The sequence below is a fragment of the Streptomyces sp. NPDC052236 genome (assembly GCF_044548015.1).
Lineage (GTDB): Bacteria > Actinomycetota > Actinomycetes > Streptomycetales > Streptomycetaceae > Streptomyces.
Window position 1 is genome coordinate 156955 of the sequence record NZ_JBIUBL010000013.1, and the last position, 17700, is coordinate 174654.

General features: G+C 66.8%; 18 protein-coding genes. 12 read left to right on the plus strand and 6 right to left on the minus strand.

The features are described from left to right. Positions 1-8 precede the first annotated feature (8 nt). Positions 9-1421 carry an RNA-guided endonuclease IscB gene (iscB, locus tag ACIHCQ_RS22440; protein WP_399664928.1) on the minus strand — a complete coding sequence of 471 codons (1413 nt, stop codon included), beginning with the start codon at positions 1419-1421 and terminating at the stop codon, positions 9-11. Between the two features lie 609 nt (positions 1422-2030). On the opposite strand from iscB, the gene ACIHCQ_RS22445 reads away from it, so the two are divergent. Beyond that, positions 2031-3494, plus strand: coding sequence for a PAS domain-containing protein (locus ACIHCQ_RS22445; RefSeq protein WP_399664932.1), 1464 nt, complete (start codon positions 2031-2033; stop codon positions 3492-3494). 46 nt (positions 3495-3540) lie between these two features. On the opposite strand, the gene ACIHCQ_RS22450 is transcribed toward ACIHCQ_RS22445, so the two are convergent. Next, on the minus strand, positions 3541-4296 hold the full coding sequence (locus ACIHCQ_RS22450) for an SIS domain-containing protein (protein ID WP_399664935.1): 756 nt from the start codon (positions 4294-4296) through the stop codon (positions 3541-3543). A gap of 226 nt (positions 4297-4522) precedes the next feature. Here ACIHCQ_RS22450 and ACIHCQ_RS22455 point away from each other — a divergent pair, with 226 nt between their 5' ends. The 8 genes from ACIHCQ_RS22455 to ACIHCQ_RS22490 all read left to right on the plus strand — a co-directional run bounded on the left by ACIHCQ_RS22455 (position 4523) and on the right by ACIHCQ_RS22490 (position 13620). Continuing rightward, on the plus strand, positions 4523-5215 hold the full coding sequence (locus ACIHCQ_RS22455; protein ID WP_399664938.1) for a metal-dependent transcriptional regulator: 693 nt from the start codon (positions 4523-4525) through the stop codon (positions 5213-5215). Between the two features lie 563 nt (positions 5216-5778). Further along, positions 5779-6642: an alpha/beta fold hydrolase gene (locus ACIHCQ_RS22460; RefSeq protein WP_399665201.1), complete on the plus strand. Its 864-nt coding sequence runs from the start codon at positions 5779-5781 to the stop codon at positions 6640-6642. Between the two features lie 70 nt (positions 6643-6712). Next, the gene (locus ACIHCQ_RS22465; RefSeq protein WP_399664941.1) at positions 6713-7174 is read left to right on the plus strand and encodes an SseB family protein; all 462 of its coding nucleotides are present in this window, start codon (positions 6713-6715) and stop codon (positions 7172-7174) included. Next, positions 7171-7815: a hypothetical protein gene (locus tag ACIHCQ_RS22470; RefSeq protein ID WP_399664944.1), complete on the plus strand. Its 645-nt coding sequence runs from the start codon at positions 7171-7173 to the stop codon at positions 7813-7815. The genes ACIHCQ_RS22465 and ACIHCQ_RS22470 overlap by 4 nt, the downstream gene beginning before the upstream one ends. Next, complete coding sequence (locus tag ACIHCQ_RS22475; protein WP_399664947.1) at positions 7815-12428, plus strand: putative T7SS-secreted protein; 4614 nt, start codon at positions 7815-7817, stop codon at positions 12426-12428. Before ACIHCQ_RS22470 ends, ACIHCQ_RS22475 begins: the two co-directional genes overlap by 1 nt. Positions 12429-12432: 4 nt before the next feature. Next, positions 12433-12819, plus strand: a complete 387-nt coding sequence (locus tag ACIHCQ_RS22480) for a hypothetical protein (RefSeq protein ID WP_399664950.1) — start codon at positions 12433-12435, stop codon at positions 12817-12819. Between the two features lie 87 nt (positions 12820-12906). Beyond that, positions 12907-13098, plus strand: a complete 192-nt coding sequence (locus ACIHCQ_RS22485) for a hypothetical protein (RefSeq protein WP_399664953.1) — start codon at positions 12907-12909, stop codon at positions 13096-13098. A 258-nt stretch (positions 13099-13356) separates the two neighbouring features. Next, positions 13357-13620 carry a hypothetical protein gene (locus ACIHCQ_RS22490; RefSeq protein ID WP_399664956.1) on the plus strand — a complete coding sequence of 88 codons (264 nt, stop codon included), beginning with the start codon at positions 13357-13359 and terminating at the stop codon, positions 13618-13620. Positions 13621-13782: 162 nt separating this feature from the next. Here the strand turns inward: ACIHCQ_RS22490 and ACIHCQ_RS22495 are convergent, their stop codons facing one another. Further along, positions 13783-14178: a hypothetical protein gene (locus ACIHCQ_RS22495; protein WP_399664959.1), complete on the minus strand. Its 396-nt coding sequence runs from the start codon at positions 14176-14178 to the stop codon at positions 13783-13785. Beyond that, a complete protein-coding gene (locus ACIHCQ_RS22500) occupies positions 14175-14453 on the minus strand; it encodes a hypothetical protein (RefSeq protein WP_399664962.1) in 279 nt (92 codons plus the stop codon). The genes ACIHCQ_RS22495 and ACIHCQ_RS22500 overlap by 4 nt, the downstream gene beginning before the upstream one ends. Positions 14454-14697: 244 nt before the next feature. On the opposite strand from ACIHCQ_RS22500, the gene ACIHCQ_RS22505 reads away from it, so the two are divergent. Next, the gene (locus ACIHCQ_RS22505) at positions 14698-15147 is read left to right on the plus strand and encodes a VOC family protein (protein ID WP_399664965.1); all 450 of its coding nucleotides are present in this window, start codon (positions 14698-14700) and stop codon (positions 15145-15147) included. Between the two features lie 48 nt (positions 15148-15195). Beyond that, positions 15196-15678, plus strand: a complete 483-nt coding sequence (locus tag ACIHCQ_RS22510) for a hypothetical protein (RefSeq protein ID WP_399664968.1) — start codon at positions 15196-15198, stop codon at positions 15676-15678. Between the two features lie 5 nt (positions 15679-15683). On the opposite strand, the gene ACIHCQ_RS22515 is transcribed toward ACIHCQ_RS22510, so the two are convergent. Next, the gene (locus tag ACIHCQ_RS22515) at positions 15684-16130 is read right to left on the minus strand and encodes a subtilase-type protease inhibitor (RefSeq protein WP_399664971.1); all 447 of its coding nucleotides are present in this window, start codon (positions 16128-16130) and stop codon (positions 15684-15686) included. A gap of 226 nt (positions 16131-16356) precedes the next feature. Then, complete coding sequence (locus ACIHCQ_RS22520; RefSeq protein WP_399664974.1) at positions 16357-16803, minus strand: winged helix-turn-helix transcriptional regulator; 447 nt, start codon at positions 16801-16803, stop codon at positions 16357-16359. Between the two features lie 24 nt (positions 16804-16827). Between ACIHCQ_RS22520 and ACIHCQ_RS22525 the strand changes: the two genes are divergently transcribed. After that, positions 16828-17268 carry a YybH family protein gene (locus ACIHCQ_RS22525; RefSeq protein WP_399664977.1) on the plus strand — a complete coding sequence of 147 codons (441 nt, stop codon included), beginning with the start codon at positions 16828-16830 and terminating at the stop codon, positions 17266-17268. Positions 17269-17700: the final 432 nt, after the last annotated feature.

The window sequence follows — 17700 nt, forward strand, 5'->3', positions numbered from 1 at the left end:
GCCACACACTACGAAGCTCCGGGGAGTGGCTCAACCCATTTATTGATGACCTCCTGTCTGCGGGCGTACGCGTAGCCGTCGGCCCGCTGGAGCAGCCGCAGGTTTATGTGGGACACGTTGAAGCGGCCTGTCGGTGTCATGAGGCTGTGCTGGCCGGTGGACCGTACGGAGATCCGCCCCGTCCACGTGCCCGTCCACTTCCCGGTGGGCACGGTGGCGCGGACCAGGTCGCCCGTGGCGAAGCCGTGGTGGCGTTTGCGGCGCGGACGCCGAAGCCGGGGAAAGCCGAACCGATCGGGTGTGGTGCGTGCGTATACGCCGCGTCCTGTCGCCTTGACGACGCAGATCTGCTGCGGGACGCGGACGATGGCATCGCCGTTCTCGTGGTCCAGTCGGCCGACGGAGAGCGCGTCCAGGGTGTGGGTCTTGTCCAGCCCCATGGCCGTGCGGTTCCACTTCGTACGCCCGCCTGACCAGGCGTGTACGGGTCGCCCGAGGCCCTTGAGAGCATCGGCGAGCTGCCAACGAGTGGTGTTCATCGCGGCGGCGTCCCGTAAGGACACCTTGGTCTGCCGCAGGACCGCCGCGAGGCGCTTCGGCTGGTGGGCCAGAAACTCCTCGACGGGAGTGGAGCCCTTGGCCTGGTTGCAGCTGCGACATGCGAGGGTCAGATTCGAGATGCGGTTGGAGCCGCCGCTGCTGCGGGGCCGTACGTGGTCGATGTTCAGCGGCACGCCGGTAGCCCCGCAGTAGGCACATGCGCGCCCCCATGCGGCCAGCAGATACTCGCGGATCTCCGTCCCCGCCAGAGTGCCGTTCTGGTACTCAACCGCGGTGAGGCTTCTGCCCTCGCTCATGGCGTGGGTGTCGAAGGCGACCCGTTCAATGTGGATCTCCGTGACCGGTGCGTACCGGCAGAGGCGGCGGGCGATCGAGAACGTGGTGTCGACTCGGTGCCGCAGCGATGGCGGGAGCCAGCCCTGCGGGTGGCTGCGGTTGAGGTGGCGCGGTGCCCGGTAGCGGCAGTTCGCCGAGCGTCGTCTGTGGCGGTATCCCGCCCGCTGTCCCATGGCCCTATGGATCTTCTCGCCGCGGTGCTGGAGTTCGAACGAGGCGAGCCCGCGCCGTACGGTCACGGTTGTGCCGGCCTGGGCGGTTTCCTTCTTCGTGTCGGTGAGGGCGATGCCGGTGCCTTTGGAGCCCGGATCGATCCGCAGTTGTACGCCTTGAACCTCCGAGTGGGCGTAGGCGCGGTCCTTGAGTCGGATGGTGAACGGGGTCTGCCGTACGACCACGGCCCGCCCCTTGGTGAGGAGTTCGCGTGCGCGGGCGGGATGGCACGGCATGAGTGGCTGGCCGTCCTTCGCGAGGACGAACACTCTGCCCGCGCCTGTTCCGCCCTTGTACGTCTGGCTCTGCATGGGGACGTCACCGTCCCTGGTCTCTGCCTGTGCGGCGTGACGCCGACGGGGCTGGGTGCAGCTCCCGCCGGTCTCCCCTCGCCCATGTTCCCTGCCGGTGCCCCGCGCGGTGGCGGGATGTCCGTGAGCCGTTTCGTCCCTGCTCCCAGGGGTGTCTGCTCTCACGGATTCCAGAGCGGGCTGCTGAGGAAGCACAGCCCGGTGGGTCTGCTCACCTGGAGGAAACGTAGTCATCGAAGCAACCTCCTTTGATCTTCCGATCGTGATGACTTGGGCTGGCCACTCGGCCTGCCCCTGCGACGGGGCCGACCCTGGCGAACATGCCAGGGAGCGAGTGGCCTCCTTTCGCCGTGTGTGGCTCAGGACGTTAGCCGTGGCGACTCCCTCAGCCTCCGGAAGTCATCCGACATCGCCCAAATGTGTGATCCGGGAGGAATTGTCGAACGTGCGTCCGTCGCGAGTGGTATCCGGCAGTCCACCGAGACGACCTTGCAGCGGGGAATCTCCTAGAGCAGTGATTTCGGGGAACAGAGTGTGTGCTGGGTCACGTTCCAGTTGAATGGATCTGACATGCATCACCGTGCGTGGACGTCCTGCAGGGGGCCCAGGATGAGTGCTTCGAGGAGCAGCGAGACCGCCAATGCGCTAGGGCCCGACGAGCCGGACCCCGAGCGGGAGGACGCCACCCCTCAGTCGGGGCCGGTGCCCGGGTCGGAGTTGCTTGCTGCCCTGCTGGACGGGATGGATGCCGCACTCTGTGCCTTCGACGCCGACGGCGTGATTACCCACTGGAACCGCGAGGCTGAGCGGATTCTCGGCTGGTCGGCCGAGGAGGCGGTCGGGCGGCGTGGGTTCGCCGGGTGGGCGGTGCGGAGTGCCGATGCCGGTGATGTGCACGGGCAGCTGATGGCCGTCATGGACTCGCCGGGGCGGGAGGTGCATGAGTTCGCGCTGCTGCGCAAGGACGGCGGGCGGGTGCTCGTGCGGACGCAGTCGGCGCGGGTGCTGGGCGCGGACGGGAAACCGGCCGGGGTGTACTGCGCGTTCAGTGAGGTGCATGCGCAGATCGATCTGGAGCGGTCGATAGCGCTGAGCGAGGCGCTGTTCGAGGACGCGTCCTGGGGCGTCGTACTGGTCGATGTGGATCTGCGGCCGACCGTCGTCAATGACTATGCGGTGCGCGCCCTGGGGGTGGGGCGGGCCGCGCCGCTCGGGCGGCCGTTGGGTGAGCTGGTCGTGCAGGGTGTGGAGGAGCTGGAGGGCGCGCTGCACCACGTACTGGCGGAGGGTGCGCCGACGGGGCTCGCGGAGCTGTGGGTGACGCTCAGGCCTGGCACGACAAGCGGTACGAGCGGCACGGCGAGCGGTACGAGCAGTACGGGCGCCGGGCAGGCGGAGCGGCGGCGGTGCTGGCGCAGTGGTTTCCTGCGGCTGGCCTCGCCGCTCGCGGAGGGGCCGGTTCCGCTTGGGGTGGGGTGGCTGTTCCAGGACGTTACGGAGTCGAAGCTGGCCGAGCAGGACGCGGACCGGCTGCGTTTCCGGTCGAGCCAGTTGCACCGGGCGGGCCAGGCCGCCGCGGAGTGCGAGGACCCGATGGACGCGGCGATGGCGTATCTGGACTTCGCGCTGGCGGGCTTCGCGGACCATGCGCTGATCGATCTGATGGAGGTGGACGGGGAGCGGCTGATCCGTGTGGCCGCGACGCCTTCGGGCGAGCCTGGCCCGGTGGTGCCGGTGGTGGGCGCGGGTATCCCGGTGCGCTATCCGCGGGGCCATCCGGCGCTCCAGGCGGCTGACCGTATCGGTTCGGTCCGGGCGAGCGTGCCCCCGAGCGCCCCTCCGGGCACTGCCGGCCCGGCGGGTGACTGGGCGGCCGAGCGACAGTGGCCGCGGGACGCTGTGCACGCGCTGTGCACGGTGCTGCGGAGCCGGGGCCGGACGCTGGGTGTGGTGACGTTCCTGCGGGGCGCGAGCCGCCCGGCGTTCGAGCGGCCGGAGGCGGCGTACGCGGAGAGCGTGGCGGTTTTGATGGCGGCGTCGCTGGACTTGGCGCAGACGACGGCGACGCAGTGAGCGGGCAGAAGAGGCGGCAGAGGCGGCGGCAGAAGCGGCGGAGGAGTCAGTGGCCGTAGAAGATGCGGTCCCGGTACTCGCTCATCACGCGCCGGTTCCATTCGTGCCCTCCGTCGACGTTTCCCGACCTCAGCAGCGGCGGCTCGATGCCGCGCTCGACGAGCCGCTCCGCCGCCGCGGCCAGCATTGCCTGCATCAGCGCACTGGTGACCACGGTGGACGCGGGGGCGAAGGGCGCCGCGATGCCCTCGTGCGTGAGTTCCGCGTCGCCGATCGCGATCTTCGAGTCGAGGACGATGTCGCAGTGGTCCTTGAGGAAGCTGCCCGTGCGGTTCCGTGGCTCGGTCCCGTCCGCGTACGCCACCGAGGTCACGCCGATGACCTTGAGGCCGAGCGCGTGGGCGTGCATGGCCATCTCCACGGGCAGTGTGTTGCGCCCGGAGAGGGAGATGATCACGAGTACGTCGCCGGCCTGGGCAGGGCTGGAGTCGAGCACCGTACTGGCGAGCCCTTCCACGCGCTCCAGCACGGAGCCGAGCGTCGCGGGCCTGACGTCGACGCCGACGACGCCCGGCACGACGAGCAGGTTCATCAGGGCGAGGCCGCCCGCCCGGTAGACGACGTCCTGCGCGGGGAGGGAGGAGTGCCCGGCGCCGAACGCGAAGAGACGGCCGCCCGCGGCGACGGTGTCGGCGATGGCGGTGCCGGCGGCGGCTATGTTCCCGGACTCCTCGTCCCGTACCCGCGCCAGCAGTCCGATGGCGGCGTCGAAGAACTGACCGGCCAGCTTGCTCTCGCTCATTGCCGAGCCCTTCCAGGGTTTCAATGGTTTCGGGGGTATGCGGTAGGCACATCGAGGGCAGGGAATACACGTGCCGCGGATCACGTTGCGGTCTGGACCATTCCCCTGTCAATACGGGCTTCGCGACAGGCTTCTCGACGGACTTCCCCTGTACGGCACGGTTGTCAGTGGGATGCGTCAGACTTGAGCCGAGGGCCGCAGCGCACGATCTCATCGAGGGGCACGAATGTCCGGACTGATCGACACGACGGAGATGTACCTCCGCACCATCCTCGAGCTTGAAGAGGAAGGTGTGGTGCCCATGCGAGCCCGTATCGCGGAGCGGCTCGACCAGAGCGGTCCGACGGTGAGTCAGACCGTGGCCCGGATGGAGCGCGACGGCCTGGTGACGGTCGCGGGCGACCGTCATCTGGAGTTCACGGAGGAGGGCAGGCGGCTGGCCACGCGCGTGATGCGCAAGCACCGGCTCGCCGAGTGCCTGCTTGTCGACGTGATCGGCCTGGAGTGGGAGCAGGTCCACGCCGAGGCGTGCCGCTGGGAGCATGTGATGAGCGAGGCGGTGGAGCGGCGGGTGCTTGAGCTGCTGCGTCACCCGACGGAGTCGCCGTACGGGAACCCGATCCCGGGCCTGGAGGAGCTGGGCGAGAAGGCGGAGGCTGATCCGTTCCTGGACGACAATATGGTGTCGCTGGCGGACCTGGACCCGGGTGTGGACGGCAAGACCGTGGTCGTACGGCGCATTGGCGAGCCGATCCAGACGGACGCGCAGTTGATGTACACGCTGCGGCGCGCGGGGGTGCAGCCCGGTTCGGTGGTGAGCGTGACGGAGTCCGCGGGCGGGGTGCTGGTGGGCAGCAGCGGCGAGGTGGCGGAGCTGGAGGCCGATGTGGCCTCGCATGTGTTTGTGGCCAAGCGGTAGCCGGTTTCGATCCCTGTGTGACCGTTTTCTGTCCGGAATGGCAGCACCCGGGCGAATCGCGTGCCACGCTGTGGCTGAGGCATATGACCCGACGGCCGGGGAGGGGTGAGGGTGATGCGCCCGTCGTACGCTCGGCGCGCCCGTGGGCGCGTGCGGGGGGTCTGCCCTTGCAGCCGCATCCGGCGGGCCCGGCACCCGCGTGCGTCGCATACGTACGGACCGCTGCCCCAGCCCGCCCGCGCGTGCCCGACCGCGCTCTCATACACACGCTTGTACGCAGAAGAGTGCCCCGGCGCCTTTCGGCGCCGGGGCCTGTCCTCCCCTTTGCTGACCCGGAGCCCCGAGCTCTCAGGGTCAATCCCGTCGGACCGTTTTCCCCGAGCGGCCCGCCTCCCGCTGAAGATCTCCCCTCACCAGCGGGAGTCAATCCCTGAGTGCTGTCACCCGAACGAGCGGTGTTGCGTGGCAGAAGCGGCTGTTCGAATACGAGTTCGATAGTCTCCATGTAGAACACGGGCCCGGCGCGGGCTCGGTAACCGGGAGAGAAGGGGGTGCCAGGCCACATGGTGCGGCGCATCGATGTCACCGGAGCTGATGGCGTACGCCTTGCTGCCTGGGAGTTCGCCGACCCGCCCAAGGGCTACGGCGAGGCCGAACACGCTCCGGGGGTCTTACTGCTCCACGGCCTGATGGGTCGTGCGTCGCACTGGACCTCCACGGCCCGGTGGCTGTCCGAGCGGCACCGTGCCGTCGCTCTGGACCAGCGGGGCCACGGCCGCAGCGACAAACCGCCGGAGGGCCCGTTCACGCGCGAGGCGTACATCTCCGACGCGGAGACCGCCATCGAACAACTGAAGCTCGCCCCGGTGACCCTGATCGGCCACTCGATGGGCGCCCTCACTGCCTGGCAGCTCGCGGCGAGGCGGCCCGACCTGGTCCAGGCCCTGATCATCTGCGATATGCGCGCCTCGGCGCTGGGGGCGGCCTCGCAGCGCGAGTGGGAGAACTGGTTCCGCACCTGGCCGGTCCCTTTCGCGACGCTGGCGGATGTCCGCAAGTGGTTCGGCGAGGACGACCCGTGGGTGGAGCGCCACAATCCGGGCCGCGGCGAGTTCTTCGCAGAAGTAATGGCGGAACGGGCGGACGGCTGGCGCCCGGTCTTCTCGCGCCGCCAGATGCTCACCGCCCGCGAGACATGGGTCCACGACGCCCACTGGGAGGAACTGGCCCAAGTCCAGTGCCCGACGCTGGTGGTCCGCGGCCTCGACGGCGAACTGGGCCGCGCGGAGGCCCAGGAGATGGTCAGGGTCCTGCCGCGGGGCGCGTACGCGGAGGTGGCGGACGCCGGGCACCTGGTGCACTACGACCAGCCGGAGGGCTGGCGTACGGCGATCGAGCCGTTCCTGGACGGCGTACTGACGCCCTGACGCGGCACGGACACGCGGGTCGGCTTGATTGCGTTGCTGATGAAAACCTGGCCATGGCAGCATGCTCGGCATGAGTGGTGACGGGGGCGCTATACCGGAGCGGCCGTTGAGGCTGACGGATGTGGCCGACGCGACGGCGGTTTCTGCGGAGCCCGCGGGAGTGGAACTTGCCGCAGCCAGAAGAGAGTTCGCTGTGCTGCTGGGGGAGTTCCGGCGTACGGCGGTGCTGGTCCCGCTGGACGAGCGCGGCAGTCTGTGGTCGGCGGACCGGGGCGGGGTGCGCTGGATCTGCGCGTTCTCCGACGAGGCGGCGTTGGCCCAGTTCGCGCGGGCGCAGGGAGACGCCGGGCGCGAGTGGACGTATCAAACGGTGCTGGGCGCACGGCTGTTGGACGTGATGGTGCCGCTGCTCAACGTCCCGGCCGGGGTGGCGCTGGACGCGGGCAGCGACGAGGGCATGTTGTTTCCGCCGGTCGCGGGCATCGTGCCCGATGCGGCGGCGGTCGTGGCGGACGACGGGGGAGCGGTATGAGCGGGGAGAAGCCGGACCTGGCGGCGCCGCCTGGTGCGCTGGAGCTGATCGCGAAGGGCATCAACGGGGCGTATGCGGAGCTGAAAGAGCTCGGCATGATCGGCGAGGCGACGACGGGCCGGGGGTTCGGGGATCTGGCCCTGTCGGGACTGGAGTTGGGCAATGACGGGCTGACGGCGCAGTTCAAGACGTTCTGTGAGCGCTGGGAGTGGGGGGTGCGCTCCTTGATGCAGCGGGGCAACTCCTTCGCGTCCGCGGTCGGGTTGTCGGCGGGCGCGTTTCATGAGCAGGAGCAGTACCTCAAGGACACGTTCAAGATCGGCGTGAACTCCCTGAACGGGAACCCGCACTTGAGCGAGGACGAGGTCAAGGCGATGAGCTGGGACAAGATCAGTACCCAGAGCGCCTTCGACAACCCGGACTACAGCGCCGAGTCGTTCTCCGAGGCGCAGAAGGAGGTCAACCAGACCTGGAAGAACACCGCGTACGACGTGGAGGATTCGCTGCTGGACTCGATGGAGAGGTCGGGCGCGCTGGATCCGAAGCTGCGTGACGCGATGGATGAGCAGCTCAAGGAGACGCTCGATCCCTCAGAGGAAACGATTGCTCAGGCGGAACAGCCCCGGTGGGGTGAGCGCTGATGCCGGACTGGGGACCTCTCGGCGATGTGGTCGGTGCGGGCTATGACAAGGCCCGCGAGGGTGTGGAGTGGGGCAAGGAGAAGGCCGGCGAGGGCGTCGACTGGGCGACGGACAAGGTCGGTGACGGTCTTGAACACATCGGCCAGCACAAGCTGGCGGATGTGGTGGAGGACTGGGGAGACCGGACCGCTTCATCGCTGGGCGCGGACGTCGGTGAGCAGCAGCTCGGCCAGAGTGAGGAAGCCAATGAGCTGATCCACGGCAATGTCGGCAAGATCAGCGCGAGCGTGAAGAACCTGCGGGACTTCCAGTCGGCGTTCGACAGCGTCGGCCAGGGCATGAAGGGCCTGGACTCGGGCCACTGGAAGGGCCAGGCGGCCGACGAGTTCCGGGAGAAGTTCTCCACGCTGCCCACGGACTGGCTGCACGCGGCGGACGCTTTTGAGAGCGCAGCCAAGGCCCTGGAGACGTACGGCAAGACGGTCACATGGGCGCAGGGCCAGGCCAGGGAAGCGATCGCCCTGTTCAAGAAGGGCGACCAAACCTCCAAGACCGCGGTGGACGCGTACAACAAGAAGGTCGACGCCTACAACGACGCACGCACCGGCGCGGACCCGCTGCCCAGGCCCGACGCGTTCACCGACCCGGGCAAGGCGGAGCGGCAGCGGGCGCAGGAGATCCTGACGGAGGCACGCCGTCAGCGCAATGAGGCGGCGGACACGGCGAAGACGGCGGTGGCGGCGGCACTGGCCCACGCGCCGAAGGAGCCCACGGGGCTGGACCGGGTGAAGTTCGACCTGGCCGACTACGGCGTGGCCCAGGGCGTGGAGCTGGCCCATGTCGGCGGCGGCATCGTCAAGGGCACGGCGGGGATCGTCAATTTCGTCCGCTCGGTGAACCCGATCGACGCGTACAACCTGACGCACCCGGCCGAGTACTACAAGGGCGTGAACATGACCCTGGCCGGGCTGGCATCGACGGCCGCGAACCCGGACCGGGCCCTGAAGAACGCGTGGGACGCGGCGAAGGGGGATCCGAGTGAGTTCATCGGCCGCCTGATACCGGAACTCATCGGCACGAAGGGCGCGGGCGGCCTCAAGGGACTGCTGCGCACCGGCGCGAAGGACCTTGGCGACAGCCCGCCCGGTAAAGGCCGCGACGGACACAACCAGGACCCTGATGGCAAGGGCAAGAAATGCAGTGAGACCAAGTGCGACGGAGACCCCGTCGATGTCGCGACCGGCCGGATGCTGCTGCCGCAGACGGACATCGCACTACCGGGCTCCCTGCCCCTTGTTTTCCAGCGCACCTTCGACTCCTCCTACCGTGCGGGTGGCTGGTTCGGCCCGACCTGGTCGAGCACCGTCGACCAGCACCTGGAGATCGACTCGGAAGGCGTGGTCTTCAGCTGCGACGAGGGCAGCCTGCTGGCGTATCCCCACCCTGCACCCGGGGTTCCGGTCATGCCCACTCACGGTCGTCGATGGCCCCTTGACCGGGTGGACCACGGCTACACGATCTCCGACCCCGAAGCGGGACGGGTCTGGCATTTCATCGACCACAGCAGTGAGTTGGCACTGCTCGCTCAGATGGACGACCGTAACGGCCGTTGGATCAGCTTCGAGTACGACGAGGCAGGGACCCCGACGTCGATCGTCCACCACGGCGGCTACCACCTGAAGCTCACCACGAGCGAAGGAAGGGTCACCGCCCTGCACCTTGCGGGAGCAGCGGCGGACGGCACCGACCAGGAAATCCTCCGCTACGGCTACACCAACGGTCACCTCACAGAGGTCACCAACTCCTGCGGGCGCCCCGTGCGCTTCGGCTGTGACGAGCACGGCCGCATCACGTCGTGGACCGACACCAACGGCAGTCACTACGACTACGTCTATGACGACCTCGACCGCTGCGTGTACCAGACCGGCACGAACGGCCACGTCGAATCCCGCTTCACGTGGGACGACACGGATCCGGGCACCGGTCTGCGAATGACGTCCATGACCGACGGCCTGGGCCACACCAAGCGATTCGTGATCAACGACCGCACCCAGGTCGTTGCCGAGATCGACGCGCTGGGCGCGGTCACCCGCTTCGAGTACGACCGCTACCACCGACTGTTGTCCGTCACCGACCCACTCGGCCACACCAGCCGCACCACGTACGACGAGTCGGGCCGTCCTACGAGGGTGCTGCGCCCGGACGGGCGGGAGCTGTACGCGGATTACAACGAGCTTGGACTACCAGTACGCGTCAATGGCGCGGATGGCACGGTCACGCGCCAGACCTACGACGAGCGCGGCAACCGCACGTCGGTCACCGACACCTCGAGGGCGACGACGCGCTTCGCATACGACGAGGCGGGCCACCTGGCCTCAGTGACGGATGCTCTCGGACACGCCACTCAGGTGCGCTGCAACAAAGCTGGGCTCCCGGTCGAGATCACCGACCCGCTGGGTGCAATGAATTGCTACGACCGCGATGCTCTAGGGCGCCCGGCTGCGATTACCGACCCGCTCGGAGCGATTAGCCGTCTGGAATGGACCGTCGAGGGGAAACTTGCTCGTCGGGTCGAGCCGGACGGTAGCGAAGAATCGTGGGTGTACGACGGCGAGGGTAACTGTCTGTCCCACACCGACGCGATGGGTGGGGTCACTCAGTTCGAGTACGCGGACTTCGACCTGCTGGTGGCGCGTACAGGGCCGGACGGGGCGCGATATGAGTTCAGCCACGACACCAATCTTCAGCTGACTCGGGTCACCAACCCGCAAGGGCTGACCTGGGACTACGAGTACGACGCGGCCGGGCGGCTCATATCCGAGACCGACTTCGACAACTGCAGGCTGGCGTACACATACGACGGAGCGAACCGCCTGACGGCTCGCACCAACGGCCTGGGCCAGATCCTTCGGTTCGAGCGCAACGAACTCGGCCAGGTCCTGCGTAAGGACGCGGATGGTGCGGTTACCACCTTCGAGTACGACCTCTTCGACCAGCTCGCCATGGCAACCGGTCCTGATACGACGCTGATGCGCCTACGTGACCAGTTCGGACACCTCAAATCCGAGACTGTCAACGGCCGCAAGCTCGTATTCGACCACGATGCCCTCGGCCGCCGAATACGCCGGACGACTCCGAGCGGCGCAGTCAGCTCGTGGAAGTACGACGGGGCCGGGCGCCGCCCCGAGCTGACGACGTCCGGCCGCACGATCTCATTCGAGCGCGACCTGGGGGGCCGTGAACTCGTCCGCCGCATCGGTGAGACAGCCACGTTCAGGCACGCGTTCGACGCCATGGGCCGCCTTACCAACCAGGAGATAACCGGCCAGGGCCGCAGCCTTCAGCACCGCGCCTACACCTACCGCGCTGACGGCAACCTCATCGGGATCGACGACCAGCTCTCCGGCACCCGTAGGTTCGACCTGGACGCGATCGGCCGCGTCACGGCTGTCCACGCGCCGAACTGGACCGAACGCTATGCCTACGACTCGGCGGGCAACCAGACGGAGGCGTCCTGGCCCACATCCCATCCCGGCCAGGAGGCCACGGGTCCTCGGACTTACGTCGGCACCCACATCACTCGGGCCGGTAACATCCGCTATGAGCACGACGCACAGGGCCGTATTGTCCTGCGTCAAAAGATTCGCCTCTCCCGGAAGCCCGACACCTGGCGCTACGAGTGGGATGCCGAAGATCGTTTGGTCGCGGTGGTCACCCCAGACGGCACCGTCTGGCGCTACAAGTACGACCCGCTGGGCCGACGCACCGCCAAGCAACGCCTCACCATTGATGGCCACTTCGTGCTGGAGGAAGTCTCCTTCACATGGGACAGCGCGACGCTGTGTGAGGAGACCACCCACGCCGAGGCTCTGCCCAACCCCGTCACCCTTACCTGGGACCACGACGGCCTGCGCCCGCTTGCTCAGACCGAACGTATCCTCGCGACGGACGCCCCGCAGGAATTGATCGATGAACGGTTCTTCGCGATTGTCACGGACCTGGTCGGCACTCCGAGCGAACTCATCGACGAGTCGGGAAACCTGGCATGGCACACCCGCAGCACCCTTTGGGGCACGACGACCTGGTCAACCGCCAGCACGGCGTACACCCCACTCCGATTCCCCGGCCAGTACTTCGACTCCGAGACCGGCCTCCACTACAACTTCCACCGCCAGTACGACACTGAAACAGCACGGTATCTGACGGCGGACCCCCTTGGTCTGGCACCCGCCCCTAACTCGGCAACGTACGTTCATAACCCTCATACTTGGATCGACCCGCTCGGTCTGGCACCTTGCTTTCCGCAGGAAAAGGTGATTAACACACCAGAGGTCGTTGATCCGAAACCTCGAAAGCCACACCAGGCGATGGCCGAGTGGGAGGAATTTCTAGGCGAGGGACCCTATACAAACATTCACCCGAGAACAGGTCAACCGGACCCTGACAGACTGGTGTCCGCCGATGGGCAGCGCAGCATCCGTATGGGCGATCACGAAATGAATAGCAAGCCTACGAAATTTCATTTCCACAAGGAGACATGGACGTTCATTTCCCCGTCGAATACGTGGGTAGTGGATAATACGATGGTGCGAGTTCCACTAGGATTGAAGTGAGTACGTGAGAATTTCAATTTCCCAGATTCTTGACCTCAAGCTTCGGATCGTTGAGTTCAGTGGACCGGCTGGGTCGGCGTGGGGGTACTGGCGAGGGTCGACCGAACCCCGAGTCGGCGAGTACAATGTCGAATTCGATATCCCAGAATTGGTTACCTCGTGGCACGTAGCCGGCGGGCCGGATCTAATTGAAGGAGACTTTTCGCAACGCGAAGTGACACTTCGCGGATCGGTTCAATCCGTAGGCGATAATGATGACGCCGTTGTGGCAATTCGCATCGACCTTGATATCGTGCTCGTTGAAGTCGGAGACGGCATTCCAGTGACATGTATTGGTGAGTCGATTGAATTTACCGTACCGAATATCTCCCTGTATCCGTACTCGATTTGACGGAATTCTGCGCATTCTCTCGTGGTCCTCTCTTTAGGTCGGCGCCACGCTCTCCGGAGCAGCTTGAGGGGATGGTGGCCGGATCCGTTGCCCGATGCAACCGGGCTGGTGGTAGCTATTCACAGCCTTATCAGAGAGGCTGGGCCGGACGCTCGCGACTTCAATGAAGCGATGGCCGCCATCACGAAGAGCGATCTGGGCTTCTGTGAGGCGACAGCCGTAGACCTTGAGAGGATTCTTCAGGCATTGGCTGCGGCCGACGTCGACGACAATGGCTGACCCTTGCTATGAGCCAGGCGCAAGTTCCCGAAGGGCACCGCCGACGCCGCGCATGCGAAGTTGGCTCCCGACCTGCTGGGGCCGGGCCTGGGTCGCGCAAGGTAGAACTGACATGCCCGGCATGGTGGAATATTGCGGGCAACGGCAAAGCGCTGAATATTGGCTGGCTTGAGAAAAGAGAGAGAGCTTTCATGCTGGTAAAACCCTAAAGGCATGAGACTGGCCGCCCTCTGGCGTTGTGAATGCCATAATGGCGTCATGGGTGATGACACCGACTTCCTCCTCGGCGAGGGCCCCAGCAGCGGGATCTCCGTCACGCTGACCGCCGGAACCGTGCAGGCCATCCGTGAGCGGGTCGGCAAGCACGGGGTCTCCGCCTATCTGGAGCGAGCCGCGCAGCGCCAGATAGAGCGCGACAACCTTGATGAGCTGATCGCTGATTTCGACAAGGTGCACGGTCAGGCGGACCCGGAGGCGGTAGCGGCCAAGCTCACCGGCCCCGCGCCCGAGGCTGCTGCATGAGCGGCTCTCTGGTACTGGACAGCGAGGGCCTCGCACATCCTGACCTCCGATGTGGAGGTCATTGAGATGCTAACCGCCGACCATGCTCGGGTGGTGGCCGAGAAGGTCTGAACCGCCTTGGTCGGTCACCGATTTGGCGGGGCCGGGCGCGTTGCGGTGTGGTCAGCGGTTGAGGTCTATCACCCGCACGCCCAGCCCCTCGTACGCCGTAGGCGCGACCGTGGTGACGAGCTTTCCCTCCGGGAATTCCGCGTCCGGCCGTGCGGCGTGAACGGCCGCCGCGACGCCGAAGGGGATCTGGCGCCGGTGCATTTCCGCGAGGGTGTGAGCGGCTTCGTAGTCGGCTGCGATGGGATGGAGTACATCCAGGATGCCGACGTACTCGACGATGCCCGGCCGCTCACGTTCGGCCTCCAGCATGCTCACCACCGGAACCCACAGTCGCATGTACTGATCGCCGCTCGCGATGTGGATCAGGCCGGAGACCTGCTTGTTCCCACCGAGGGCGAGGAGCGTTTCCGTGTCCAGGACGAAGTGTTCGAGATGATCGAAGGTCACGCCGCATCGCCGGTCCCGCGCAGGGCTGCTCGGTGCGCGCTGTACTCCTCGCGCATGCGGGAGCGCAGCGCGGCGGAGTCCTCGTCACTGAACCGGTGGCCGAATTCCTCGGAGAGGAAGGCGCGCGTACGCTCCGCGCGCTCCTCGAGCTGTTGGGGGGTGAGCGCGGTGGCCGCGAACTCCTCGATCAGGGCACGCATCGTGGTACCTCGGACCTGAGCGAGAGCCGCGAGTTGGTCCCTCGCCTTCGAGTCGATCTTGATGGTGGTGTCCATGGCTCGAGTATACCGGCGGGAATACTGCTCGTCCTCCGGTCCGTTGGCCGCTTCTGCCGACCCCCAACCGCCCACTCCACCTTGCCCTTCCTGTCGCAATCGAACACAAAGACGATCAGTCCGGGCCTTCCGAGGCCGAGTCGGATGTGAAACGAGGAGCGGGGTACACGACGGCGGGGAGAGCCTGACGGAAGCGGTCGAACAAGGCTCTCCCCGATGCCAATCCCACGGAACGGAAAATGTCATGCCGGTTCTCAACCATCACATCGTGGCCGTGCACAACAAGGAGAAGACCGCCACCTTCTTTTCCGAGCTGCTCGGCCTGCCCCAGCCAGTCAGAATGGGGGAATTCGCCGTCCTGCAGGTGAGTAAGGACACAACCCTCGACTTTATGAACAACGACGGCGATTTCGACAAACTGCACTACGCGTTTCTCGTGACCGAGTCCGAGTTCGACGAAATCTTCGCCCGGATCCAGGAGCTGAAGATGCCTTACTGGGCGGACCCCTTCCACAACCAGCCGGACGAGATCAACACCTGGGACGACGGCCGCGGCGTGTATTTCGACGACCCGAACGGCCACCGCCTCGAAATCCTTACCCGCCCCTACGGAAGCGGCGGAACCGAGGCCGCGCACCCGCACCCGCTCATTGCGCCCGTCATCGACACCCCGCAGCAGGGGATTTGGTCGTAAGGGACACCGGACAGGCCTGCCAGTGCCGCAGCCCGGAGTTACGGATATGTGGGGCCCGCCGAGATTCGGGCCGCCGTACGGCCTGGGAGCGAAGGCCGGCTGATCCGCACGCTTCGCGACTTCGAGGAGTGGGTCTCGGAGCAGGCGCTGGACGAGTTGGCGGAGCCGTTCACGTACGTCATCGACACCAGCGAGGACCTGTGGTTGGACCGCGGCGCAGTGAGCACGTCGCGTGCGCTGGGCGCGGGTGGGTGCTTGGTGCGGGAGAGATCGCCTTCAGCCGTGGCGGCAACGGCTGGGGCGGTCAGCGAGGTCAGCAACCAGTCGACCGGCTACTGCCCCGACCTCGGTTCCTGGCCGGCGGTCGCCGATGCCCTGGATCGGGTCGGGCTCGGTCGTCCTGATGGATTCACGTATGAGGTCGTCTTCCGGCGGTGCGTCGGCTGCGGGGAGATCAACGTCGTGCGGGAGGACGACTTCGTGTGCGTCTTCTGTGGGGGCGGACTACCGGCCTCGTGGAACGTCGCGTGACGCGGTCAGAAGGCGAAGACCGTGCTGCTTTCCGCCAGGGTCCCTTCCATCTCGCACGCGTTGCCGAAGGTGGCCGACCAGGAGACGTGCTTGCCGTCCCACACGCCCTGGGCGGTCACGACAACCGGGTCCCACTGGCGCGTGCACATCTTCTGTGACGGCTCCTCGGTGAGGGCGGCGAAGCGACCGTCGACGGAGCGCAGTTCCGCGCAGGCGGAGGCGGGTGCGGGGTGGGTCCCGGTGGGGCGGGGAGCGCAGTTCAGGGTGACGGCGCGCTCGACGGTGGCTGTCGCGGCTCGCTCGCCCTTGCCGATGGCGAGTACGAGGGCGGACGGGGCGTACAGGCCGGCGGGCTGGGCGTGCGCGACGCCCGCCGCCGCGGTGCCGGTCAGGACGAGGGCGGTGGCTGTGGCTATGGAAGCCGCCGTGAGTGTGGTGCGGATGTAACGCATGCGTGGAGCTCCTTCGCTCGCGGTTGTGATTGCGGTCGGGAGTCTTACGTATGCGGACAGTGAGAGCACGTTGGTCATCCCCTTTCCGGCCGCGCGACTCGGGAGCTCGTGACCGAATGGTCGTTCGGGCAGCTCGGGGCGGGTGCGCGAGGGTGTCCAGCATGTGGACGTATCTCGATGGTACAGCGGAAAACTACCCTCTGACCTGCGTAGATGCTCGGGCGGGTCATTTCCCGGGCGACCCGCTTCGACCGGAAAGCGCCGCTTGTGTGCGGGCGGGCGGGCCCCCGGCATCGGCGGCCGTCAGCGCCGCCCCTGTGCGGTACAGCTCGATGAGCAGTGGCCTCAGGGCTGCGCCGGCCGGGGTCAGCTGGTAGCGGGTGCGTACGGGAAATCCGGCCAACCGGTCGTGAGCCACCAGGCCTCGCCGCTCCAGTACGCGCAGGCGTTCGGTGGGCACCTTGGCGCTGATCTCGGGCAGCCGTTCCCGCAGGCTGCCGAAGGAATGCGGCCCGTGCATCAACTTGCGCAGGACGAGCGTGGTCCAGCGGCCCGCTACGGCGGCGAGAGCGACCTCGACCGGGTAGGCGGGCTCGGGGCGGCTGGTGCGCCCGCGCTCCTCGGGTACGAGTGCGTCGTCCCAGTCGTCGTGGGTTTCCGTTTGGTGAGCCACGCTGTGGCCGGGTTGGCTGGTGCCATGAACATTGAGCCGAACGTCGGGCGTGACCATGCCCCCACTGTTTCCTTGACCACCGCCCCGGAGCAACACCCTGCGGTATTCGCCGAGGCCTTCAACACGGGCAGAGCGGATGCGGTGGCGCAGGTGTACGAACCTGGTGCCGTCTTCGTCCCCCACCCCGGTCAGCAGGTCACGGGAGACGCGCTGGCCAAGGCCACGGCCGACTTCCTGGCCCTGGGCCTGCCGATCAGCGTCCAGCCTCGGCATACGTATGTCGCCGACGACATCGCTCTGCTGATCGTCGACTGGGTCATCGATGGCCCGGGGCCGGGGGGGGCGAGCACGTGCACATTGAGGGCACGGCGACGGATGTGGCACGCCGGGGCGCGGATGGCCGGTGGCGCTACCGGAATTAATCGCAGTGCGCCGGGCTTCAGCCCGGTGGTGAAGCGATTCTGAGATGTGCCCTGACCCGCAGGTTTGAGCGGAGGGTTTTGCTGCTCGGTTGCTGGCGGACGATGGAGGCTCTGGCTCCGCAGAGGGACCTGGCGAAGTAGGAGCCGGACCTTGCCCTGCCTTCGGCGGGAAGGCCCCATGCTTGTTGGCCCGGTAATAGTGGGGCACCGGGTCGTGGAACTCCTACGGCATCCGTTGGCAGGACACGCCCTTGAGGAGTCGGCTGGTTTTGGAGACGGCGACCTTGGGCGGAAGTCGATGAGGAGGAGACGCGTTCGGCCTCACCGTTGGACTCGGTCAGTTCGCTCTCGAAGTCCGTGCACACTGCCGGCCTGATTTTCTCGCACCGCGTCAGATGTCAGTCGGTGAACACATTGCGACGATATTTGATCAGGAACATTACGTGCGCGTGCGGGGCGAAAAGAGCAATATCTC